The organism is Haloferax mediterranei ATCC 33500 (assembly GCF_000306765.2).
GTDB lineage: Archaea > Halobacteriota > Halobacteria > Halobacteriales > Haloferacaceae > Haloferax > Haloferax mediterranei.
Map to the genome: position 1 here is coordinate 792,916 of NC_017941.2, position 21,630 is coordinate 814,545.

Here is a 21,630-nt window from a genome sequence, read left to right on the forward strand (position 1 = left end):
CGGCTTATCTACGATAGAACGCGTCTGCGCCGTGGTCGTCGCGCCACGCGAACGCGAAGAGCCGACAAGCGGGGACCCTGTCCAGTTTGCGTCCGTCTTCGGCAACGCCGGTTGCGCCGTCCCAGTCGGTTCCGTCGGCCCGGAACGTTCGGCTATCGCCGACCGAGTCGAACGTGAACCCGGGGTTCGAGAAAGCGTGGATTCCGGCGTCGGTGGCGAAGACGACTACTGAGTGGCGATCCTCATCCGGAGACTCCTTCCGCATGTCGACCGTGACGACGCCACTGGCAGATTCCACCACCGGAAGCGGGACGCCGACTGCGACTCCCTCGTGTTCAAGCCCGACAACGACCGTCTTGGGGTCGATGTCGTCGAGGTCGGCGTCCCAGTCGCGGCCGCCAGTTCCTCGGTGTGCCCCGAGACCGTAGCCGTCCATCTCGAAGTAGTGCTCGTAGGGTTCGAGGTCGTAGTCGATTGGTTCTGGGTCGTCGCCGTCGCCAGCGGCCTCGCTCTCGCCGCCGGGTGGAGTCATGACGCGGCCATCCGGGTTTGTGTCGGTGAAGGCGTCCCACGTGGTCACACCGGCGGGGAGGACCGTCAGCGACTCGCCGGCGAGTTCGCCCGCAATGGCTTCGCCGAGTGACTGTTTCCACTCCGATTCGGTTTCGCGGTCGTACATCACGAGATCGTCGTCCGCGAGTTTTCCCGAGACGCCGAATTCGAGCGTTCGGTCGCCGACTCGGCGGTCGTACACTACGGCGCTCCCGCAGAGCGGACACCACGTCACGGCGACCGGAATGCCACCGACCGTATCGTTGACGATTTCGTGGTAATGCAGGTAGCGAATCGGATAGGCCCGAGTGTCGTCGCCGACGGTGAGCGAGATGACTTCGTCGTCTTCGGGTCCGCTGTACGTCTCGACGAACCGCGGGTCTTCGACGCTCGGAATCGCGTCTCGCGGGATGACCTGACGGACGTTCATTCGAGAATGAATTCCACGCGCTCGTGTGAAGTCCCTTGTGTCGTGCGTCCCGTAAGCACGACCGTTCCGATTTCGCCCGTCGATTTCACGTGCGTTCCGGCACACGCAGTTCGGTCGAACGGGTCGTCCTCGTCGCCTATTTCGACGATTCTAACCTCCCGTATCGAGTCGGGGAGCAGGTGCAGTCGGGTCCGCTCTGGGTCCAGTGTCGCTTCCGCTTCGGCTCTGTCCAGCGTGTACCAGCGAACGGGGAGGTCGGCCGAAACGAGGTCGTTCAAGTGTGCCTCGATGGTCTGGAGGTCGTCACCGTCGAAGCGGTCGTAGGCGCAGTCGAGGTGCGCACGGTCGGTGTAGAGTTGGTTGCCGGTCGTCTCCGCGTCGAACTCGTCGAGGAGGGTCGCAGACAGGAGGTGTTGGGTCGTATGATATCTGGTGTGAGCGCGTCGGCGCTCCGGGTCGACGTGTCCCGTCACGGTCGTCCCCGGTTCGGGTGCATCGCCCGCGACGACGTGTTCGATTCGGTCGCGTTTCTGTACGTCTGTCACGTCCCACGTCACATCGTCGGTCGCGAGGGTTCCCGTGTCGTGCGGTTGTCCGCCGCCAGTCGGATAGAAGTACGTCCGGTCGAGCACGACGCGGTTGGTCCCGCGAACCGCTTCGACCGTCGCCTCGAACTCGTACTGCTCGGCGTCGTCGAGGTAGCGTGCTTCGGTCACGTGCCAACCGAGGAGCGCGAGTGATTTAGGTGTGTCACCCCTCCCCATCTTCGGTCACGAAACACGGTGATTTCGGCCGATAGCCCTGTTCTCGTGGCTCAGGGTGTCGTAACGCCTAAGAGTGGAACGACCCTCATTCTGTGTAATGAGAATACGTACTTGCCAACACCCACGGAGGTGGCACTGTGGGCGTTGAAATCAAAGAGTCGTCTGTCTCCGACGCCGAATTCGAGGATATGAAGCGTTTCGTCTCGGATTACCTCGCTGCGAGCGTCGAGAACGAAGACGACGGCGGCCGGATGCGCTGGTATCCGTGGCACTCCGCGGAGTACCGGTTTAACCACATCCTCAACGTCGTCGATATCGCGACGCGCATCGCCGAGAAAGAGGGTGCCGACGTGAACGTCGTCCGGGTCGCTGCGCTCTTCCACGACATCTCGAAACTCGAAGCCGAACAGGAGGTCCACGCCGAAGAGGGCGCTCGCGTCGCCCGCGAGTTCCTCGGCACGCACGGCGATTACCCCGAGTCGTTCATCGACCAAGTGTGTCAGGTCATCTCTGACCACTCCTATCAGGGACACCTCACCGACGTGTCGCTGGAGACGCGGTGTCTCATCGAGGCCGATATCCTCGACAAAATCGGTGCCAACGGCACCGCACTGATGCTCCTGCGGATGGGCTACGAGGCACGGACACACATGGACGCCGCGGAGATGGTCGAACGCGTCTTCGAACGCGGCCGCGATGCCTCGAAGCGACTCGTGACCGACACGGCACAGAGTCTCGCACACCAGCGACTCAAGCGCGTCAAATGGTTCCGCGAATGGCTCGAAGACGAGGTTCCGGAGATGAACCACGGCGGCAGCCTCAGTCGCTGACGGCAGTTACGCCACCTTCGCTCGATTTTATAGAAGCTCACCCGAGGAGCGTTGGCTCTGCAAAATAGCTACTTTAGAGCGTGTCGAGAATCGAGAGTACTCGCTCTTCTGCGTCTCGACCGGGGTCGTGTTCCGAGCCGTCACGGTCGCTGTCGCGGTGGTCCTCGACCGAGCGCCGCATAGCCTCGTCGACAGGCGTCGATTCCCACCCGAGGCGGGCGAGTTTGTTCGTCGAGAGGACGTGCGGGTACTCCCGGTAGAGGACGAAGTCCGTCAGTTCGAGGTTGGCGGCGGCGAGTTCGCGCTCGCCGGCGTGGACGACTTCGACGTCGGTTCCGGCAGCGTCGGCGATAACTTCGACCATCTCTTCGAGTGTCACGAGTCGGCGGTCGCCGACGTTGTACGCCTCTCCGGGTTCGCCTTCCTCGGCGATAACCCGCATCGCGCTGGCCACGTCCTCGACGTAGGCACGGTGCCAGATGTTCGTCCCGTCGCCGGGGACGACGATACGGTCGTAGTTCAGCACGCGGTCGATCCAGTAGTCGAGTCGCTCGGTGTAGTCGTGCGGGCCGTAGACGATACACGGCCGAATGGACATCGCGTTGATTCCCCGAGACGCCGCCTCGAAGACGACGCGGTCGCCTTCGGCTTTTCGAGGGCCGTAACTCTCGGGGGTGTCGCCGGTCGCTTGCTCGTCGGTACAGTCGCAGAGTTCGGTGACGCCCTCGCGCTTCGGAATCGCTTCTGTCTCGTAGGCCGCGCCGCTTGAGATGTAAACGTAGGCGTCCACGTCGGCGAAGATGTCGACCGCCGAAGCGACTTCTCCCGGTTTGTACGCCACGCAGTCGAAGACGGCGTCGGGGTCGACTGTCAACTTTGCAGTCCGCAGGGCTTCGTCGTCGGTCCGGTCGCCTTGGATGTGCTGGACGCGGGGGTCGTCCTCGAATGGGTTGTCGTGGTTCCCGCGGTTGAAGAGCGTCACGGCGTAGCCGTTGTCGAGGAGGTCCGAGACGAGATGGCGGCCGATAAAGCGGGTGCCGCCGATGACGAGTGCGTTGTCCATGTTTCGGTCGAAGGCGTGCGCGGTGAAAAACGTGGGAGAACCGGCGGCTGGTTCCGGAGGCGTTCAGGTGTACGCTGCCGACTATTCGACCCGTTCGAGGACGATGCCCTCTTCGAACCCGCCGCGCTCAGCGGCTTTCTCGGCGGCCATCGCTTCGACCGTCTCCCAATCCTCGTCACGACATTCGAGAATCGCGTCCACGACGGCGAACACGTCTCCGAGTTCGTCGACTGTGCCGTCTTCGGCGAACTCCTCGGCCTCTTCGACCAGTTTCTCGCGGAGTCTGCGGTCGAACTCGTCGTCGTCGGCCTCGTGGACGACCGGCGTCTCGCCGGAGTCGCGGATTACCTTGGGAATGTCGTCGCGGACCAGTTTGTCGTACTCGCGAGGCATCGGCTCTCGACTCGTAGTGGAGCAAGAAAAGACGGTCGGGTTGGGTTGGGTTGGACCGGTTCAGTCGTCGCTCGTCGTCGCCGCACCGATTCTGTCTGCTCCAGCGTCAACGATTGCGCCTGCCTTCGCGGGCAGTTCGGTGCGAACGTCTTCGCGGCCGTTGTCGGCGATGACTTCGGCGTAGGCGTCGGGCATCACCTTCACGAAGTCGCCGAGGACGGACTCCCAATCTTCGAGGAGTTCGGCGGCGCGGTCGGAGTCGGTGTACGCGAGGTGATTTTCGACCAACCGAGTGAGCATCGCCTCGTCGACGTCGGCGAGGCTGGATTCGAGGGTTACCATCTCGGTGTTCGCCTTCGCGGCGAGTTCGTCGTCGGGGTCGTAGACGTAGGCGACGCCGCCGGACATGCCCGCGGCGAAGTTCCGACCCGTCTCGCCGAGGACGGCGACGACGCCACCGGTCATGTACTCACAACCGTGGTCGCCGACGCCTTCGACGACGGCCTTCACGCCGGAGTTGCGGACGGCAAAGCGCTCGCCTGCGAGGCCGTTGACGTAGCACTCGCCCTGCGTTGCGCCGTAGAGCGCGACGTTGCCGATGAGGATGTTCTCGTCTGCTTCGTAGTTGGCCTCGGCGGGCGTGTCGACGATGACGCGGCCACCGGAGAGACCCTTGCCGACGTAGTCGTTCGCGGCACCCGTGAGGCGCATGGTGACGCCGCGAGCGAGGAAGCCGCCGAAGGTCTGGCCCGCGATGCCGGAGAACTCACAGCGGATGGTGTCGTCCGGAAGCCCCTCACCGCCGTGGGCGTTGGAGATGCGGTTCGAGAGCATCGCGCCGACCGCGCGGTCGACGTTCGAGAGTTCGCGCTGGATGACGACCGGCTCGCGCTTTTCGATTGCGTCGCTTGCCTCCTCGATGAGTTTGTGGTCGATGTGGGTGTCCACGTCCGTGTGGGTCTGTTCTTCCGTCTTCCGGCGCGCTCCCGTGTCGGGTTCGGCGAGCACGGCCGAGAGGTCGAGATGCTTCGCCTTCTCGTGGTCCGTCTCGCGCTGCCGGAGGGCGGAGGGACGGCCAATCATCTCGTCGAGCGTGCGGAAGCCGAGTTCGGCCATGATTTCGCGGAGCTCCTGCGCGATGAACGTCATGTAGTTGATGACGTGGTCGGGTTCGCCGGGGAAGCGGCGGCGCAGGTTCTCGTCCTGCGTGGCGACGCCGACCGGGCAGGTGTTTTCGTGGCACTGGCGGGCCATGACACAGCCCGAAGTGACGAGCGAGGCCGTCCCGAAGATGTACTCCTCAGCGCCGAGGAGTGCGGCGATGGCCACGTCGCGTCCAGTCTTCATGCCGCCGTCGACGGAGACGCGGATGCGGGAGCGCAGGCCGGTCGCACGGAGCATCTGATTCGCCTCGGCGAGACCGAGTTCCCACGGGAGGCCCGCGTTCTTGATGGACGTTTTCGGCGACGCGCCGGTCCCGCCGTCGTGGCCGGAGATGTGTACGACGTCGGCTTTCGCCTTCGAGACACCTGCGGCGATGGTGCCGATACCCGCCTCGGAAACGAGTTTCACGTTGATGTCGGCGTCGGGGTTGGCGGACTTCAGGTCGAAGATGAGCTGTTTCAGGTCCTCGATGGAGTAGATGTCGTGCAACGGCGGTGGCGAGATGAGACCGACGCCCGGCGTCGCATAGCGGACGTGGGCAATCATCTCGTTTACCTTCTTGCCGGGGAGGTGGCCGCCCTCGCCGGGCTTCGAACCCTGCGCCATCTTGATTTGAATCTCGTCGGCCGACGAGAGGTACTGGGAGGTGACGCCGAAGCGGCCCGAGGCGACCTGCTTGACGTTACACTCTTTTTCGGTGCCGAAGCGTTCCGGCGGCTCGCCACCTTCGCCCGAGTTGGACTTCCCGCCGATGCGGTTCATGGCGATGGAGTTGTTCTCGTGGGCCTCCGGCGAGAGACTACCGAGGGACATCGCGGCCGTCGAGAAGCGCGTGACGATGGACTCGACAGATTCGACCTCGTCGATATCCACGGATTCGCGGTTGGGGTCGAATTCGAGCAGGCCGCGGAGCGCCTGGAGTTGCTCGGACTGGTCGTTGACGAGTTCGGCGAACTCCTTGTACTTCTCGTAGTCGCCAGCGCGGACGGACTGCTGGAGCGTGCCGACCGTCTGGGGGTTCCAACCGTGATGGAGTCCATCGGAGCGGTTTTCGTACTCACCGTGGCGGTCGAGTTTCGGGTCCGTGCCGAACGCGGCGGCGTGGCGAGTGAGCAGGTCGGATTCGATAACGTCGAGGCCGATACCTTCGGTCCGAATCTCCGTTCCCTCGAAGTATTCGGCGACGAAGTCCGAGTCGAGACCGACCGCCTCGAAGATTTGGGCACCGCGGTAACTTTCGACCGTGGAGATGCCCATCTTGGCCATCGTCTTAAGGAGACCATCTTCGAGCGCGTGAACGTACGCCTCGATTGCGGCCGCCTCGTCGGCTCCGTCGGGACCGGCGACGACGTCTTCGATGGTCTGGTAGGCGAGGTACGGGTTCACCGCACCCGCGCCGTAGCCGACGAGCGTTGCGAGGTGGTGGACCTCGCGGGGGTCGCCGGATTCGACGACGAGTCCGGCGTGGTTCCGAAGCCCGTTACGGACGAGGCTGTGGTGCACTGCACCGGTTGCGAGAAGGCTCGGAATCGCCACGCGGTCCGGGCCGACGTTGCGGTCGGAGAGGACGACGATATCCGCGCTGTCTTCGATGACTGCTTTCGCTTCGTCGCGGACGGCTTCGATGGCGTCGCGGAGGTCCTCGCCCGTCTCGTAGGTGGTGTCTACGACGGCGCTTTTCATGTCGCCGTCGAGGTCCTTGATGGCGGTCGTCTCGGCGTCCGTGAGGACGGGCGAGTCGAGGACGAGTTGCCGCGCGTGGTCGGGCGACTCATCGAGCAGGTTGCGCTGGTAGCCGAGGCGCGCTTCGAGGCTCGTCACCAACTTTTCGCGGATGTAGTCGATAGGCGGATTCGACACCTGCGCGAACAGCTGTTTGAAGTAGGTGAAAAGCGGCCGGTTGAGGTCCGAAAGCACCGACAGCGGCGTGTCGTCGCCCATCGAGCCGACGGGGTCTTTTCCGTCTCTGGCCATCGGCTCTATCATGTGGTTGAGCTGGTCGTGGGTGTAGCCGAAGGCGGCCTGCGTCGCGCGGAGTGAGTCGACCTCGCCACGGGACGTGGGGTCTTCGTCACCGGCGATGTCGTCGAGGTGACGCTGTTGGTCGCGGACCCACTCGCCGTACTTGTCGTCGGTGAGCGAGTCGAACACTTCGGCGTCGGGGATGACGCGACCCTCTTCGGGGTCGGCCATGAAGATTTCACCCGGGCGGAGGCGACCGCGCGACTCGATTTCGGCAGGGTCGTTGTCGAGCGCGCCGACTTCGCTGGCCACGACGAGGCGACCGTCGGTCGTCACTTCGTAGCGACACGGGCGAAGCCCGTTGCGGTCGAGGACGGCGGCGATGCGGTCGCCGTCGGTTGCTGCGACGAGCGCGGGACCGTCCCACGGTTCGACGAGCGAGGCGTGGAAGTCGTACCAGTTACGGCGCGACTGGTCCATGGCGTCGTCGTTGCGGTACGCCTCGGGGATGAGCATCCGGAGAATGTGCGGGAGTTCGCGGTCAGTCTTCAGGAGCAGTTCGACGACGTTGTCGACGCTCGCGGTGTCGGACTGGTCGGCTTTCGTGATTGGCTTGAGCGTCTCGATGTCGTCGCCGAACGCTTCGTGCTGAAGGTCCGTCTCGCGGGCGCGCATCCAGTTCACGTTGCCGCGAATGGTGTTTATCTCGCCGTTGTGGATGACCTGTCGGTACGGGTGGGCGAGGTGCCACGCGCCCAGCGTGTTGGTGGAAAAGCGGGCGTGAACGAGCGCCAGTTCGGTCTCCATTCGCTCGTCGCCGAGGTCGGAGTAGTAGTTCGGGAGTTGTTCGGCCGTGAGAAGTCCCTTGTAGACGACGGTCTTGCGGTCGAGCGAGCAGACGTAGAACCGACCTGCGCCCGGAACCGCGAGTGATTCGACTGCTTTCTCCGCAGCGCGGCGCGCGACGTAGAGCGCGCGGTCGAACGCGTCGGCATCCAACTGGGCGTCGGCCGCCGGTTCGACGAACAGTTGCCAAACGTCGGGTTCGGACTCGAGCGCGGTCGCACCGAGTTCCGAGTTATCCGTCGGGACGTCGCGCCAGTGGAAGACCGAAAGGTCGTGGTCTTCGAGCGAGTCTTCGACAACCGCCGATACGCGCTCGCGGACCTCGTCATCGGTTGGCATGAAGACCGACCCGACCGCGTACAGGTCGGGGAGGTCGCCTTCGACGATTCCTTCGAAGAAGGCGTCTGGGCGCTGTAAGAGGATGCCTGCGCCGTCGCCAGTGTTCTCCTCGGCCCCGGTGGTGCCGCGGTGTTCGAGGTTTTCGAGGAGTTCGAGGCTGTCAGCGACGACTTGGTGCGAAGCGCCGTTTTCGAGGTCAACGACGGCCCCAACGCCGCAGTTCGACCGCTCGTCGGTCGGGTCGGCCAACCCGCCCTGAGCGGAGGGTGCGTCTATGTGTGGCTTGGTCATACACCCGTAGATTCACTACCACCATAAGCAACTTTTCCTGAAACCATAAGGGTGTTACAATATCATATAAGGGAATATCCAGTGTTGGTATAGACCCTAGAGATGCTTCGACGGACGACGAACGAGACGAACAACCGTGTGAAAAAACTGCTCCGGGCGGTTTAGTAGGACTTCGCGAAGTACGCGGTCTCTGTCGCGTCCTCGCTACAGACGGCGCACGCTTCGCCGTCGTGGATTTCGGCGTCCTCGTCGTTCAGGGGAACCATCACGATTTCGGCGGCAATCTGGTCTTTGATTTCCTCTTCACAGGACTCGTCGCCGCACCACGGGGCCTTCACGTAGCCGCCGTGCTGGCCGATAGTCCCGAGAATCTCGTTGCGGTCGGACGCCTCGCGGACGTTTGCTTCGAGGTTCTCTTCGGCAGCGGCGTAGAGTTTCGCGTACACTTCGTCGAACTGTTCTTGAACCGACTCAGCGATGTTCTCGCGGTCGAGTTCGACCGACTCGCCGTCGGGACGGTGGACGACGGTGACGACCTCGTCGTCGACCTCGTTCGGGCCGATTTCGAAGCGGACCGGGACGCCCTTGAGTTCCCACTCGTTGAACTTGAAACCGGGATTGCGCTCGTCGCGGTCGTCGAGTTCGACACGGACGCCCGCTGCTTCGAGTTCGTCCGCAATTTCCTCGGCGTAGTCGAGGACCTTCTCCTGCGTGTCGGCCTGCCAGATGGGGACGATAACGACCTGTTCGGGTGCAACCGTCGGGGGCAGGACGAGACCCTGGTCGTCCGAGTGCGTCATGATGAGCGCACCGAGCGAGCGCCACGAAAGCCCCCACGAGGTCGTGTGTGCGGGTTCTTCTTCTTCGTCCTCGGTGGTGTAGGTGAGGTCGAACGCCTCGGCGAAGGACGTGCCGAGATAGTGGGAGGTCCCGGCCTGCACGGACTTCCCGTCGGGCATGAGGGCCTCGACTGTCGTGGTGGTGTCCGCGCCGGGGAACTTATCGTGTTCCGGCTTTGCGCCGCGGAGCACGGGGATGGCGAGCACGTCCTCGTAGAGCGACTGGTACTGCGAGAGACGGGTCATCGTCTCGTCCCATGCACTGTCGCGCGTCGCGTGGGCTGTGTGGCCTTCCTGCCAGAGGAATTCCTTCGTGCGGAAGAACGGCTTCGTCTCCGTGGCTTCCCATCGGACGACGGAGGCCCACTGGTTCACGCGCAGCGGGAGGTCACGATGACTCCGAACCCACTGTGCCATGTAGGGAGCGATGATGGACTCAGAGGTCGGACGGACGGCGAGGCGCTCTTCGAGTTCCTCGTGGCCGCCGTGGGTAACCCACGCGACTTCGGGGTCGAAGCCTTCGACGATGTCCTTCTCGCGTTCGAGGTAGTTCTCGGGGATGAAAAGCGGGAAGTACGCGTTCTGGACGCCCGTCTTCTTGAACTCGCCGTCGAGGTAGTTCTGGACGGCCTCCCAGAGCGCGTACCCGCGCGGGCGCGTCACGATGAAGCCGCTCATCCCCTCCGGGCCGTAGTTCGCGAGGCCCGCCTTTTGGACGACCTCGGCGTACCACTCGCCGGTGTTGTACTGTTTCGACTCGGTGATACCGAGTTCCTGCTCGTCGCTCATTGCCCATCGATAGCCGTAGCGAACCCTTAAACGCCCCGAAGGGGGCGGGCGCACTGACTTGCCGCCCCCTCACACCAGCGTTCCCAACGCTCGGAGGTTCGGGCGGACACATAGTTACATATTGTCGGCTATCGTATCCCTGAAGTGGTGGTTGGTGTGCTAGCAATGGACACAACAGTGAGCGGTGAGCGAACGACTCCGCGGGAGGATTCGGTCCGGGTCGAACTCTGGATTCCGTGTGGGAAACGCGAGGAGTTCGAAGCGGTTATCGAACGACTGGACGACGCCGTCGAACACGGCGCTGTCGAGGAGTACACCATCGAGACGTGGGACCGATATATCGACATCTCCGGTGGTCTCACTCCGAGAGAGCGTCATATTCGTGACCGACTGTCATCGTATGCGCGGTGGGCGGCGAATCGTGGTGAGCGCCTCTCGGGGTTGGGCGACCCCGTGGTCAGAGGCGTCGGTCGGATGGGGCCGGAGCGCGTGACAAGACGCACCCCGCGAGCAGTCATGGCGGAGTACGAAGACGGCGTTCTCACGTACGTCACCGCGTGCGAGGAGTGCGTTGGTGCTTTCCGGTCTCGACTGCACAAACTCGACTCGGCGTTCGAATCGGAGGATTCGACCGAGCCGCTTCGAATCAAGTGGTAAGCGCCCGCCGTCCCCGCCGGTTCTCTGCACACAAACCTCCTGTTACTGCCAAGTCTGAGTGCTCAGTGTGAATTATCGAAGAGCACTCAGTACGGACTGTCGAAAAGTGCTCAGTACGGGCTGTCGAACGGTGAGTCACGCTCGCGCCACGACCATCCCGGAAGCCGTGTCTGGAATCCCGCCGCGAGCGCGGCGTCGAGGTCGTCGAGACCGGCGGGGCCGTCGGTGTGAACCGCGACATCTGCGAAGTGGAACGTCGCCTGTGCGAGCATTCGAAGCGGTTCGCCGCCAGCGATTGTCGACGCGAGTTCACGGCCGAGGACCTCGTCGACGATGAATCCGGGATAGTCGTTTTCGACGTCTAAGTGGCGGAGAATTCGGGTGTAGGCCGCGACGTTGACGCCGACTTCGCCGCGAGCGAACACGTCGTCTACAGCGTCGAGGTACGTCTCTTCGTCTACTTCGTCAACGTGTGTCTCGAATAGCTCACCGAGTCGCGCGCGGGTTTCGTTGATGAGCGGAACGACCACGTCGGCCCGGTCGCGGACCCACTGTTGTTCCTCGGAAACGGCGGTCGGCGTGAGTTCCATGTCCGCTGATTGACGGCGAGACGCTTCGGCTTTGCGAAGGGTTTTATACTGACGACATGGTACAGTCGGGTAAGCGGGTTTTCCCTGCCTCTTCCCGCAGTCGAGATACCACCGTATTCAGTTCACTATGCTCTCTCCGCAGTTGGCCGAGACCGGCACTCCAACATGTGAACCGTCTCGTGTTAACACTCCTGAGGTAGGGGTTCCCGAGACCTGCCGGCTCAGGACCGGACGGGTCGCTCGTAACTATGAGCTCCGTAGATAACCAACTCGAGAATTTGAAGGCAGAGATTACGAACGAACTCCCACGCGACATCTCGGTTTCCGACGTCAAGTACGAGGGTCCCGAACTCGTCGTCTATACACGCGACCCGAAGAAGTTCGCCAAGAACGGTGACCTTATTCGGAAACTTGCGAGTAAGCTTCGGAAGCGAATTACGGTCCGACCGGACCCCGACGTACTGTCCGACCCGCGTGAAGCAGAACCAGCGATTCTGGGCGTTATTCCCGAAGAAGCCGGTGTCACCGACCTCGACTTCCATATCGACACGGGCGAAGTCGTTATCGAGGCCGAAAAGCCCGGGATGGTCATCGGCCGACACGGGTCGACGCTCCGCGAGATTACGCAGAAAGTCGGCTGGACGCCCGAAGTCGTTCGCACGCCGCCTATCGAATCTTCTACGGTCTCGAACGTCCGCAACTTCTTGAAACAGGAACGCGAGGACCGCCGTCGTATCCTCGAACGGACTGGACGGCAGATTCACCGCGAACAACTCTCTAACGACGAGTGGGTTCGTATTACGACGCTCGGCTGCTGCCGCGAAGTCGGTCGCGCTTCGTTCATCGTCTCGACGCCTGAAACGCGCATTCTCGTCGACTGCGGTGACAAACCCGGCTCGGACGACGTGCCGTATCTACAGGTCCCCGAAGCACTCGGGTCGGGCGCGAATTCGCTCGATGCCGTCGTTCTCACGCACGCTCACCTCGACCACTCTGCGCTCATTCCGCTTCTGTTCAAGTACGGCTACGACGGACCCATCTACACGACTGAGCCGACGCGCGACCTCATGGGGCTTTTGACGCTCGACTACCTCGACGTGGCGTCGAAAGAGGGTCGTGCCCCGCCGTACGAGTCCGAGATGGTTCGCGAGGCAATCAAGCACACCATCCCGCTCGAATACGGCGACGTGACCGACATCGCCCCGGACGTGAAGCTCACGTTCCACAACGCGGGCCACATTCTCGGCTCCGCGGTTACGCACTTCCACATCGGTGACGGTCTCTACAACGTCGCGTTCTCCGGCGACATTCACTACGAGGACACGCGCCTGTTCAACGGCGCGGTCAACGACTTCCCGCGCGTCGAGACGCTCGTCCTCGAGTCGACCTACGGCGGTCGCAACGACTACCAGACCGACCAGCAGGACTCCGAAGAGCGACTTATCGAAGTCATCAACGAGACTTACGAGCGCGGCGGCAAGGTCGTCATCCCGGCGTTCGCAGTCGGTCGCTCGCAGGAAATCATGCTCGTCCTCGAAGAGGCGATGCGCTCCGGGAAGATTCCGAAGATGCCCGTCCACCTCGACGGGATGATTTGGGAGGCGACGGCCATCCACACGACCTACCCCGAGTACCTCCGTGACGACCTCCGCGACCGCATCTTCCACGAAGACGAAAACCCGTTCCTCGCCGAGGAGTTCAACCACATCGACGGTGGCGAAGCGGAGCGTCAGGATGTCGCTGACGGCGACCAAGCAATCATCCTCTCTACCTCCGGTATGGTCACCGGCGGCCCCATCATGTCGTGGCTCCGCCACGTCGGCCCCGACCCGAAATCCCGACTCGTCTTCGTCGGCTACCAGGCACAGGGGACGCTCGGTCGCCGCATCCAGAACGGATGGGACGAAATACCCGTCAACGACGGCAACGGACGCGGTCGCTCCGATACGCTCAAACTCGAGATGGACGTCGAGACGGTCGACGGTTTCTCCGGCCACGCCGACCGTGAGGGTCTCGAAAACTTCGTCAAGACGATGAATCCGCGCCCGGAGAAGGTGCTCTGTGTTCACGGTGACGAACGCTCCGTGCAGGACCTCTCCTCAGCGCTCTACCACGACTACAACATGCGGACGTTCGCACCGAAGAACCTCGAAACGTTCCGCTTCAAGTAACGGACGCTCCCGGTATCGAGTCTGACCTGTCCGGATATTTTATATATCAACACGAGGCAACGACTCGTGTGAGTCTCCGTACACGATTCTCAAATTTGAGTACCGTTGGCAAAGTCATCGTGCTTGTTGTCCTTCTCGCGAGTCTCCTGTTCACACTTGTCAGTGCCGTTTTCGGGGCTGCCATCGTCGGGACGTTCGTCCTCGAATCGGGAGAGAGCGTCGACAAATCACCTCAGGCCTCGTTTACCTCGTCAGTCTCCGACGGAACGGTACGCATCGAACACGCCGCCGGTGACTCTATTCCAGCCGACGAATTGACCGTCGTCGTTGGAGAGCGTGAACAGTCGTGGGCGTCCCTCGCAGACGGTGATGGTGCCGTCGAGCAAGGAGATTCAGTGTCAGTCTCCGCGTCGGAAGGCGAGACAGTTCGGCTCGTCTACATTGGTGGTGAAAGCGAGACGACGCTCGTTCAACTCACTGCCTGACCGCGGTCTCTTTTGAACGGGCGCGGTGAATTTCTCCTCTCGAAGGCCGAAGATTCATCACTACCCTCGAACGAATCAACTCCATGCGTCTCGCACTTATTGCTCACGACGAGAAGAAACCGGACCTCATCGCGTTCGCCGAGGAACGGAAAGCCGACCTCGAACGCTTCGAACTCATCGCGACGGGGACGACCGGCCAGCGACTCATCGACGCGACGGGCCTCGACATCGACCGCAAGGAGTCGGGGCCGCTCGGCGGCGACCTGCAAATCGGCGCGGAGATTGCCGACGAGACCTGCGACGGCGTCGTCTTCCTTCGCGACCCGTTGACCGCACAGCCCCACGAGCCGGACATCTCCGCGCTCCTCCGCATCTGCGACGTTCACCAGACGCCGCTTGCGACCAACCTCGCGAGCGCCGACGCCGTCCTCGACGAACTCGTCAGTCGGTTAGACGACGAGGAATAGCCGACTCGCCCCTCTGTATCAATTTTGAAAACCGCTACATATCCTTAATTAGCAGAACGCAGTAGCAACTGTATGGACACTGCGGTTCGTTTATTTCCGACGTTGCTGTTCGTTCTCATCATCGCTACTGCCCCCGTTACAGCCGCGACTGGACCGACGTCACCGTGTTTCCACGGCGAAGGACACCAGTTCGATATCGGTGGCGAAGGTGCGGGTATCGACCTCGTGGTCTTCCTCTCGATGTTCGAAAACCTCGGCGGAGCGGGCGGTTTCGGAATGGAAGCAAGCGGCGATATCGGAAATCAGTCTATTATTCAACTCCGTGCTGGCGTCGCCTTCGACGGCGTCGGTCCGGTGACGGACTTCCTCTCGAATCCCTTCTCGCGCTTCAGCGTCGTCTACGACTACTCGATGAATCTCCCGATGTTCGCGGACTCGGGTCTCGACTCGTCGTACAACGCTGACGGGTCACCAGTGAGTGGCATTCGGACGAAACAGTGTTAGTCGTCCGCGGCGGCCGGGTCGACGACTGATTGGCCCGCTACGTCGACGCCGACTTTCTCGCACACGTCTGCCATCGGACACTCGTCTTTTCCGTCGAGACAAACCGGTTTTCTCGCCTTGCAGAACTCCCGTCCGAACTGAATCATCGCCGTATGGCCGAAGCCGCACTTCTCGGCGGGCACCTCGCGTTCGAGCGCCGCACGGACGCCTTCGTGGTCGGCGTCGGCAGGAGCGACTCCGAGTCGGCGGGCGATTCGGTGGACGTGCGTATCTACCGGAAACACACCCCCGCGCCCGCCCGCGAAGAGAAGCACGCAGTCGGCGGTCTTGGGGCCGACACCCTTCATCTCCAGGAGGCGGTCGCGGACGGTTGAGGGGTCGGCCTCGCGGACGTAGCGGTCGAAATCATCTTCGCTTCCGAAGTCGGCCAGTACCTCCTCGGCGACACCTTGGATGAGCTTCGATTTCTGGTTGTAGAGGCCGCCCGACCGGATGGCGTCGATGATTCCCTCTCGGTCGGCCGCGGCGAGTGACTCCGCGAGGTCGTCGCCGCCGTAGCGCGCCATCAACGTGTCGTGGGCGGGCTGGCTAGCCTTGTCGCTCGTGTTCTGGCTGAGGATAGTCCGGACGAGACACTCGAAGCCACCTTGGCCGCCGTAGGCTTTCCGCCAGTAGCGTTCTCCGAGTCGGTCGACAACCACTTCGGCGCGGGTCGCGGTCGCCGGTTCGGCAGGCTCGAACGCCATGTCTTGGCCGCCGCCGCTGGGACCGCCGCTGATGTTTTCGGACGGCTCTTCGGGCATAGTCGGGGATTACGACCGCGGAGCAAAAAGCGCACCTCGTCGTGGTCGACACCGGCGTTGTCGTCTTACGTGTCTCCCGGTATGGTGTTCCCGTCGTTACTCGACTTCGATGGTTACGGTGAGGTCCGCGCCGTCGGTAAGCGCCGAAACGAGGTCGCGGTCGAACCCTTCGGCGGCGTGTTCGGCACCGACGACACCCGTCCGGTCGTCGACGTAGTCGCTCGTCCGAAAGACGATGCTTCGGTCGCCGTCGAAGGTGAGTTCCGGGTGGCCACGTCCGCTCACGGTCTGTTCGTACGTGTCTTCGCCCGCCTCCACGCGCACGGTCACGTCGATGGTCGCGTCGTGGGACTGGCACGCCCCGACGAATTCCGGGTCGAAGTCGGCCGGTGTTCGGTCCGCGTCGATAGCGAGGATACAGTCGCCAGCGGGGGTGAGCCAGTCGTCGCTCGTCACTTCGAACGTACTCGCGTGCTCGGCACTCACGTGCTCGTGACCACGGGCGCGAATGACTTCTTGCATGGAGTGCCCTCTGTGTCGGTCCGGTTTAGCCCCCTCGATTCGAACCCCATTTATATATGCATGTGTCAAGAACTATCATGGGGAAAATGGCTATTACGAGCGGTGTGGTAACTGTTTTCACCCGTTTTACCACCGAAGTCTTTATTAGTTGGACGGCTGTATGAACATATACCTGAGCGCCTCCGGCGTTCCGGCGGCATAGCACGCAGAATGATCGGGAATTCTTATCCACGGTCGGTCGCACTCCAAAGAGCAGCCGCCACGCACGGAGTGGTGATGGTATCGAGGATTGATTACGCATGGTAACGAAGCAGGAAGTACTTAGCGAGTTCGACGTGCAGGGACTCGACGAGGCACGAAACATCGATCTCCCAGACGAAAAGCTCGAAAACGGCTCGAAAGGCGAACTCATCAAGCTCGCTGGTCAACTCCGAGACCGCCGTAACGAACTAAACCAAATGGCTTCTGAACGCGCCTCTAAGCGCGACGACCTCAACGCGATGACTCGCGAGAAGGTCGACGAGGCGCAGAAGCACCGCGAGCAGCGAGACGAGATGAACTCGCAGGTGCAGGAGCACAAGAACCAGCGCAACGAACTCAACGCGAAGGCTAACGAGCTCTTCGACGAGGTCGACGAGATGAAAAGCGACCTCGAGCTCGACGACGGCAAAGATATCGACGAGCTCAAAGAGGAGATCGAGCAACTCGAGTTCCGTCAGCAGACCGAAGTTCTCTCGACGGAAGACGAGCGCGAACTCATCGAGAAGATTGAGAACAAGCGCGAAGAACTCCGTCAAAAAAAGGACAAGGTCGAAGAGAGCGGTGACCTCGAAGAACTCATCGCCGAGGCCGAAGAGGTCCGCTCCGAGGCGTCCCAGCACCACCAGAAGGTGACTGAGCTGGCAGACGACGCCCAGGAACACCACAACCAGATGATCGAGGCCTACCGTGAGGCCGACGACATCCGTGACAAGGCCGACGAGATGCACGAACTCTTCGTCGAAGCCCAGGAAGCGGCCGACCGTCACCACGAGGACTTCGTCCGCGTCCAGAAGCGCCTGCGCGAACTGGACAAGAAGGAAGAGCGCGAGCGCAAGGACTCCCGCGCAGAAGAGCGCGAAGCCGCCAAGGCCGAGGCCGAGGAAATCTACCAGAAGTTCAAGGAAGGCGAGACCCTCGAGACCGAGGACCTGATGAAGCTCCAGAAGTCCGGCCTGCTCTAAGCCCGGTCACTTTCTTTCTCTCTCTTCGTCGCAACACGCGACGTATCATTTTTATACGGATTGCGCCCTGAGCGACAGCTATGGGTGACTCACCGTGAACGACAGACTCACACGTCTCTTCCGAGCGGCTATCGTTCTCGTCGTGGCTGTCATCGCGGCCATCGTTGGCTGGGTGGTCTTCTACGACATACCGGCAACGCTCACCGACCTGCTCGGTATCCTTCTGGTCATCGGGACCGTCCTCATCGCACTCCAGGTCGGTAGGAAACTCGCCACATCGGCGTTCCCGAGCTACGATGTGGCCGAAGTTGCCGTCGAAGGCCCAATCTCGCGGGAAGGCGGCAAAGCTCCGATTCCGGGTCGTGGAAGTGGGCTGCCGGCGGACGACATCGTCGAGCAAATCGACGCTGCGGCCGACGACGAAAACGCCGAAGCGTTACTTCTCAAACTCAACACGCCCGGCGGTGAGGTGCTTCCGAGCGACGATATTCGGAGAGCGGCCGCCGACTTCGACGGGCCGACAATCGCCTATGCAACCGACGTGTGTGCCTCGGGTGGCTACTGGATTGCCAGCGGGTGCGACGAGTTGTGGTCCCACGACGCGAGTATCGTCGGTTCAATCGGCGTTATCGGGTCGTCAGTCAACGCCTCGGAACTCGCCGATAAACTCGGTGTCTCTTACGAGCGCTTCGCCGCAGGGAAGTACAAAGACGCCGGAAACGCTCTGAAAGAGCCGACGGACGACGAACGCGAGTACCTTCAGGGACTCATCGACGACTACTACGACGACTTTATCGAGCGCGTCGCTGAGGGCCGCGATATGGACCCGGAAGCCGTCCGCGACACGGAAGCCCGGGTCTACCTCGGTGACGAAGCGCACGAACTCGGGTTGGTCGATTCGCTCGGCACTCGCGACGATGTCGAAGATAGGCTTGCCGAACTGCTCGACCGCGACGAGGTGTCTATCGAGGGGTTCACGCCGGAACTCGGACTCGCCGAGAGACTCCGTGGCGGTGTCGAAACCGCCGCGTATGCCTTCGGTGCAGGGCTTGCCTCGTCGGTCGATGTGGACGACGGCTTCTCATTTCGGTTCTGATGACTGGGAGGCTTTTTAGCCCACGGCCGCATTCGTTTTCCACGTGACAACGCTCGTCCTCTGTGTCGACCGAGCAAACGACATTGGCCGAAAGTCGGGACTCTCGACGCCCGTCGTTGGCTGGGAGGCGGTTCGGTCGCTCGTTACCGATGTCGGTCTTGCAGACCCGGAGGATTCGAGCGTTAACTGTCTGCTCGAAGCGTTACGCGTCACGCGCGAACTCCGAGACGAGCGCGAGGACGCCGAAGTCGCCGTCATCTCCGGAACCAGCGAGAGCGTCGTCGGTGCGGATAGATCCGTCGCTCGCCAGCTCGACGAACTCGTCGAGTTGCACGATGTCGAGTCCGCGGTGGTCGTCATCGACAGTGCGGAGGACGAACGCCTCGTTCCCGTCGTCGAAAGTCGACTTCGAGTGGACGCGGTCGACCGCGTGGTCGTCCGACAGGCACACGACATCGAGTCGACCTACTACCTCCTCAAACAGTTCCTCGCCGACGAGGAACTCCGTTCGACGGTGCTCGTCCCGCTCGGTGTGGGTTTGCTTTTGCTCCCACTCCTTCTCGTCCAGTTCACCCCGGCAGTCGCAATGGCGGGTCTCGCCGCCCTTCTCGGCGCGGTTCTCCTGTACAAGGGACTGGCTATCGACGAGTTCCTCTCGGATGCACCTGAACGAGTTCGTGACGCCCTCTACTCCGGACAGGTGTCTGTCGTCACGTACGCGGTGGCGGCAGGACTGGCTATTGTCGGTCTGTTCCTCGGCGCACTCGCGGTTCAGACGCCCGGTACCGACGGCAACGAGTTGCTCGTGCCGTCACTCTTGTTCGTCTATCACAGCGTTCCGTGGTTGGCGCTCGCCGCGCTCACCGCCAGTGCGGGTCGGCTCCTCGACGAACTCATCGGCAGTGAGAGCGTCTCAACGTCACATATGAACCTCCCGTTCGGGGTTATCGCCATCGGGCTTGTCGTCCGCGGTGTCGCTGGCTTCCTCCTCGAACGACAGGGCGAACTCGCTAATCTCGTGTTACTCGGCCGCGTTCACCTCTCACCGATGCAGCGACTGGCGATGTTCATCTTTACGGGCATCATCATCAGCCTCGTCGGCGTCCGCATTTCGGTGACTGTCTCAGACGAGACACTCGAAGACGTCGTCGAAAATCGGCAGGAAAGCGAGAGTTCGCGGTAGGGCGATTACAGAAGTGTCGTAGAAGTACAGAGCACTTGCTCGGGAGTCGAAATACGGTGTCGACTCCCGGAAGGTGAAATGGACGGTTGACTAGGAGAATCCCTTTGACTACGAGAACCCCTATTAGTTCGCGGTCCGGTATTCGCCGTGCTTGACGCCGATGGCAAGACAGATTACGCCGAAGGCGAGCATCGCCGGCGTTACCATCATCAAGACGGTGTTCGTCTCCATTACACCCATCCCGATGAGCGCCGCGGTTCCGAGCACAACGAGACCGACGAGTAGTGCGACTGTCTTGGTCAGGTCGAACTCCATACAGTTCTGTCGGAAGCCAATCAACAAATCCATTGCGGCTTCGGGTCGGGATACGAGGCGCGAAACAGAGACTGGCCGAGTAGCCAGGAGTGGGTACCTCAAAGAGGCGAGACCGAATGGGGGAGTCAGCTATCGAGGGTCGTCTTTAGCTATCTACCAGGGCGCGAATCCGGGGTCGACGCGGCGGTCGGTCTCCTCGATAGCGTCGATGGTTTCGATGTCTTCGTCGTCGAGTTCGAGGTCGAGCGACTTCCAGTTGTCCTCTATGTGGCCTTCGCTCGTCGCCTTCGGAATGGCCGTCACGCCTTTTTCTCGAATCCACGCGAGCGACACCTGTGCCTCACTTACGTCGTGTTTCTCGGCGATATCAGAGAGTACGTCCACATCGAATACCGTCCCGCGAGCGAGCGGGGAGTACGCGACGATTTCGATGTCTTCGTCGGCACAGACCTCGCGGAGTTCGTCCTGCTGGAGCAGCGGGTGAAGTTCGATTTGGTTGGCGAAAATCCCCGACTCGGACAGTTCGACGGCTTCGCGGAGCTGTTCGGGTTCGAAGTTGGAGACGCCGACGCGCTTTGTCAGGCCCTCGTCGACGAGTTCGTCGAAGGCGGCGAGCGTCTCTTCGGCGTCGTACTCGCCGGCCGGCCAGTGGACGTACAGCAGGTCCACGTAGTCGACGCCGAGTTTGTCGAGACTCTCTCGCGTGCTCTGGATAACGTCGTCGGAGGAGAGTTCGTCAATCCAGACCTTGGTCGCAAGGAAGATATCGTCGCGGTCGACGTCCGCGGCGGCGATACCTGCACCGACTTCCGCCTCATTCCCGTAAATCTGGGCGGTGTCGATGTGGCGGTACCCCATCTCCAGCGCCGTCTTCACTGCGTTTTCACACTCGTCTGGGTTCGTGTTCTCCCACGTTCCGAGGCCGAGCATCGGCATCCCATTCGCCAGCGGTGCGTCGCCTGCTGAAGGTAGGTGCTCCGTCATAGGGAACTCGACGGTTGCGAGTTGAAAAGCCGTTCCGAAAGGGTAGGGATTTTCCGGCTTTGGCGGCTCGATTCGAGGTACAATTTTATGTGGTGTGTGGTAGCATATCTAGATTAGTGGTCATACATGTCGTCTGCCTCAGAGCCACTGACCGAAGAGAACACGAACGCATTCGAACACCGCATCGCGGGTGATTCACTCGTCTACGAGTGTCCCAACTGCGAGTTCGGCGAAGTGCTGGTAACCGAACTCATCGAATCTGATGACGCGCGGTGTCTCGACTGCGGCACACGGTACCGACTCCGCATTGAGACGGTCGAGTAAGCCCCTACCGACCGGTTCGAGTGACAACTCTCCAGTTGTCTGCG

General features: G+C 61.9%; 21 protein-coding genes. 10 read left to right on the forward strand and 11 right to left on the reverse strand.

Annotated features, from left to right (window positions below; translation table 11 throughout):
- Positions 1–4 precede the first annotated feature (4 nt).
- Complete coding sequence (locus tag HFX_RS04065) at positions 5–982, reverse strand: DUF3179 domain-containing protein (protein ID WP_004057390.1); 978 nt, start codon at positions 980–982, stop codon at positions 5–7.
- Positions 979–1,698: an alanyl-tRNA editing protein gene (locus HFX_RS04070; protein ID WP_004057389.1), complete on the reverse strand. Its 720-nt coding sequence runs from the start codon at positions 1,696–1,698 to the stop codon at positions 979–981. Before HFX_RS04070 ends, HFX_RS04065 begins: the two co-directional genes overlap by 4 nt.
- A gap of 185 nt (positions 1,699–1,883) precedes the next feature.
- On the opposite strand from HFX_RS04070, the gene HFX_RS04075 reads away from it, so the two are divergent.
- Positions 1,884–2,576: an HD domain-containing protein gene (locus tag HFX_RS04075; RefSeq protein WP_004057388.1), complete on the forward strand. Its 693-nt coding sequence runs from the start codon at positions 1,884–1,886 to the stop codon at positions 2,574–2,576.
- Between the two features lie 73 nt (positions 2,577–2,649).
- Here HFX_RS04075 and HFX_RS04080 read toward each other — a convergent pair whose 3' ends face one another.
- The 4 genes from HFX_RS04080 to proS form a co-directional block, all read right to left on the reverse strand.
- Positions 2,650–3,639: an NAD-dependent epimerase/dehydratase family protein gene (locus tag HFX_RS04080; protein ID WP_004057387.1), complete on the reverse strand. Its 990-nt coding sequence runs from the start codon at positions 3,637–3,639 to the stop codon at positions 2,650–2,652.
- Between the two features lie 81 nt (positions 3,640–3,720).
- Positions 3,721–4,032: a nucleoside triphosphate pyrophosphohydrolase gene (locus HFX_RS04085; RefSeq protein ID WP_004057386.1), complete on the reverse strand. Its 312-nt coding sequence runs from the start codon at positions 4,030–4,032 to the stop codon at positions 3,721–3,723.
- Positions 4,033–4,092: 60 nt separating this feature from the next.
- Entirely contained in the window at positions 4,093–8,634 is a 4,542-nt protein-coding gene (gene gltB, locus HFX_RS04090) for a glutamate synthase large subunit (RefSeq protein ID WP_004057385.1), read from the reverse strand.
- A gap of 161 nt (positions 8,635–8,795) precedes the next feature.
- A complete protein-coding gene (gene proS, locus HFX_RS04095) occupies positions 8,796–10,262 on the reverse strand; it encodes a proline--tRNA ligase (protein WP_004057384.1) in 1,467 nt (488 codons plus the stop codon).
- Between the two features lie 165 nt (positions 10,263–10,427).
- Here proS and HFX_RS04100 point away from each other — a divergent pair, with 165 nt between their 5' ends.
- Entirely contained in the window at positions 10,428–10,919 is a 492-nt protein-coding gene (locus HFX_RS04100; RefSeq protein WP_004057383.1) for an HTH domain-containing protein, read from the forward strand.
- Between the two features lie 110 nt (positions 10,920–11,029).
- Here the strand turns inward: HFX_RS04100 and HFX_RS04105 are convergent, their stop codons facing one another.
- Positions 11,030–11,509, reverse strand: a complete 480-nt coding sequence (locus HFX_RS04105) for a hypothetical protein (RefSeq protein ID WP_004057382.1) — start codon at positions 11,507–11,509, stop codon at positions 11,030–11,032.
- A gap of 248 nt (positions 11,510–11,757) precedes the next feature.
- On the opposite strand from HFX_RS04105, the gene HFX_RS04110 reads away from it, so the two are divergent.
- From HFX_RS04110 to HFX_RS04125, 4 genes are all read left to right on the forward strand, one after another.
- Positions 11,758–13,680: a beta-CASP ribonuclease aCPSF1 gene (locus tag HFX_RS04110; RefSeq protein ID WP_004057381.1), complete on the forward strand. Its 1,923-nt coding sequence runs from the start codon at positions 11,758–11,760 to the stop codon at positions 13,678–13,680.
- Positions 13,681–13,748: 68 nt separating this feature from the next.
- Positions 13,749–14,165: a type IV pilin N-terminal domain-containing protein gene (locus HFX_RS04115; RefSeq protein ID WP_231512915.1), complete on the forward strand. Its 417-nt coding sequence runs from the start codon at positions 13,749–13,751 to the stop codon at positions 14,163–14,165.
- An 83-nt stretch (positions 14,166–14,248) separates the two neighbouring features.
- Positions 14,249–14,632: a methylglyoxal synthase gene (locus HFX_RS04120; protein ID WP_004057379.1), complete on the forward strand. Its 384-nt coding sequence runs from the start codon at positions 14,249–14,251 to the stop codon at positions 14,630–14,632.
- Positions 14,633–14,704: 72 nt separating this feature from the next.
- Positions 14,705–15,136 (forward strand): DUF7332 family protein, encoded by a 432-nt coding sequence (locus tag HFX_RS04125; protein ID WP_004057378.1) that lies wholly within the window; start codon positions 14,705–14,707, stop codon positions 15,134–15,136.
- On the opposite strand, the gene HFX_RS04130 is transcribed toward HFX_RS04125, so the two are convergent.
- Positions 15,133–15,939: an endonuclease III domain-containing protein gene (locus HFX_RS04130; RefSeq protein WP_004057377.1), complete on the reverse strand. Its 807-nt coding sequence runs from the start codon at positions 15,937–15,939 to the stop codon at positions 15,133–15,135. The genes HFX_RS04125 and HFX_RS04130 overlap by 4 nt on opposite strands.
- 96 nt (positions 15,940–16,035) lie before the next feature.
- Positions 16,036–16,461: a DUF371 domain-containing protein gene (locus tag HFX_RS04135; protein WP_004057376.1), complete on the reverse strand. Its 426-nt coding sequence runs from the start codon at positions 16,459–16,461 to the stop codon at positions 16,036–16,038.
- 299 nt (positions 16,462–16,760) lie between these two features.
- On the opposite strand from HFX_RS04135, the gene HFX_RS04140 reads away from it, so the two are divergent.
- The 3 genes from HFX_RS04140 (at position 16,761) to HFX_RS04150 (ending at position 19,963) form a co-directional block, all read left to right on the forward strand.
- Positions 16,761–17,684, forward strand: a complete 924-nt coding sequence (locus HFX_RS04140) for a coiled-coil protein (protein WP_004057375.1) — start codon at positions 16,761–16,763, stop codon at positions 17,682–17,684.
- A 94-nt stretch (positions 17,685–17,778) separates the two neighbouring features.
- Entirely contained in the window at positions 17,779–18,780 is a 1,002-nt protein-coding gene (sppA, locus tag HFX_RS04145; RefSeq protein WP_004057374.1) for a signal peptide peptidase SppA, read from the forward strand.
- Between the two features lie 43 nt (positions 18,781–18,823).
- Complete coding sequence (locus HFX_RS04150) at positions 18,824–19,963, forward strand: DUF373 family protein (protein WP_004057373.1); 1,140 nt, start codon at positions 18,824–18,826, stop codon at positions 19,961–19,963.
- A 123-nt stretch (positions 19,964–20,086) separates the two neighbouring features.
- On the opposite strand, the gene HFX_RS04155 is transcribed toward HFX_RS04150, so the two are convergent.
- Together HFX_RS04155 and HFX_RS04160 are read right to left on the reverse strand one after the other, a co-directional pair.
- Entirely contained in the window at positions 20,087–20,278 is a 192-nt protein-coding gene (locus HFX_RS04155; RefSeq protein ID WP_049917427.1) for a DUF7333 family protein, read from the reverse strand.
- Between the two features lie 153 nt (positions 20,279–20,431).
- A complete protein-coding gene (locus HFX_RS04160; protein WP_004057371.1) occupies positions 20,432–21,214 on the reverse strand; it encodes an aldo/keto reductase in 783 nt (260 codons plus the stop codon).
- Positions 21,215–21,388: 174 nt separating this feature from the next.
- Between HFX_RS04160 and HFX_RS04165 the strand changes: the two genes are divergently transcribed.
- Positions 21,389–21,586, forward strand: a complete 198-nt coding sequence (locus HFX_RS04165; RefSeq protein WP_014732193.1) for a hypothetical protein — start codon at positions 21,389–21,391, stop codon at positions 21,584–21,586.
- Positions 21,587–21,630 lie beyond the last annotated feature (44 nt).

Bases quoted from the DNA above. Each gene is read 5' to 3' on its own strand.
- HFX_RS04110 (WP_004057381.1), top strand. From the start codon at position 11,758: ATGAGCTCCGTAGATAACCAACTCGAGAATTTGAAGGCAGAGATTACG.
- HFX_RS04080 (WP_004057387.1), bottom strand. From the start codon at position 3,639: ATGGACAACGCACTCGTCATCGGCGGCACCCGCTTTATCGGCCGCCAT.
- HFX_RS04125 (WP_004057378.1), top strand. From the start codon at position 14,705: ATGGACACTGCGGTTCGTTTATTTCCGACGTTGCTGTTCGTTCTCATC.
- HFX_RS04140 (WP_004057375.1), top strand. From the start codon at position 16,761: ATGGTAACGAAGCAGGAAGTACTTAGCGAGTTCGACGTGCAGGGACTC.
- HFX_RS04165 (WP_014732193.1), top strand. From the start codon at position 21,389: ATGTCGTCTGCCTCAGAGCCACTGACCGAAGAGAACACGAACGCATTC.
- gltB (WP_004057385.1), bottom strand. From the start codon at position 8,634: ATGACCAAGCCACACATAGACGCACCCTCCGCTCAGGGCGGGTTGGCC.
- HFX_RS04135 (WP_004057376.1), bottom strand. From the start codon at position 16,461: ATGCAAGAAGTCATTCGCGCCCGTGGTCACGAGCACGTGAGTGCCGAG.
- HFX_RS04160 (WP_004057371.1), bottom strand. From the start codon at position 21,214: ATGCCGATGCTCGGCCTCGGAACGTGGGAGAACACGAACCCAGACGAG.
- HFX_RS04130 (WP_004057377.1), bottom strand. From the start codon at position 15,939: ATGCCCGAAGAGCCGTCCGAAAACATCAGCGGCGGTCCCAGCGGCGGC.
- HFX_RS04085 (WP_004057386.1), bottom strand. From the start codon at position 4,032: ATGCCTCGCGAGTACGACAAACTGGTCCGCGACGACATTCCCAAGGTA.
- HFX_RS04120 (WP_004057379.1), top strand. From the start codon at position 14,249: ATGCGTCTCGCACTTATTGCTCACGACGAGAAGAAACCGGACCTCATC.
- HFX_RS04155 (WP_049917427.1), bottom strand. From the start codon at position 20,278: ATGGAGTTCGACCTGACCAAGACAGTCGCACTACTCGTCGGTCTCGTT.
- HFX_RS04100 (WP_004057383.1), top strand. From the start codon at position 10,428: ATGGACACAACAGTGAGCGGTGAGCGAACGACTCCGCGGGAGGATTCG.
- HFX_RS04105 (WP_004057382.1), bottom strand. From the start codon at position 11,509: ATGGAACTCACGCCGACCGCCGTTTCCGAGGAACAACAGTGGGTCCGC.
- HFX_RS04065 (WP_004057390.1), bottom strand. From the start codon at position 982: ATGAACGTCCGTCAGGTCATCCCGCGAGACGCGATTCCGAGCGTCGAA.
- proS (WP_004057384.1), bottom strand. From the start codon at position 10,262: ATGAGCGACGAGCAGGAACTCGGTATCACCGAGTCGAAACAGTACAAC.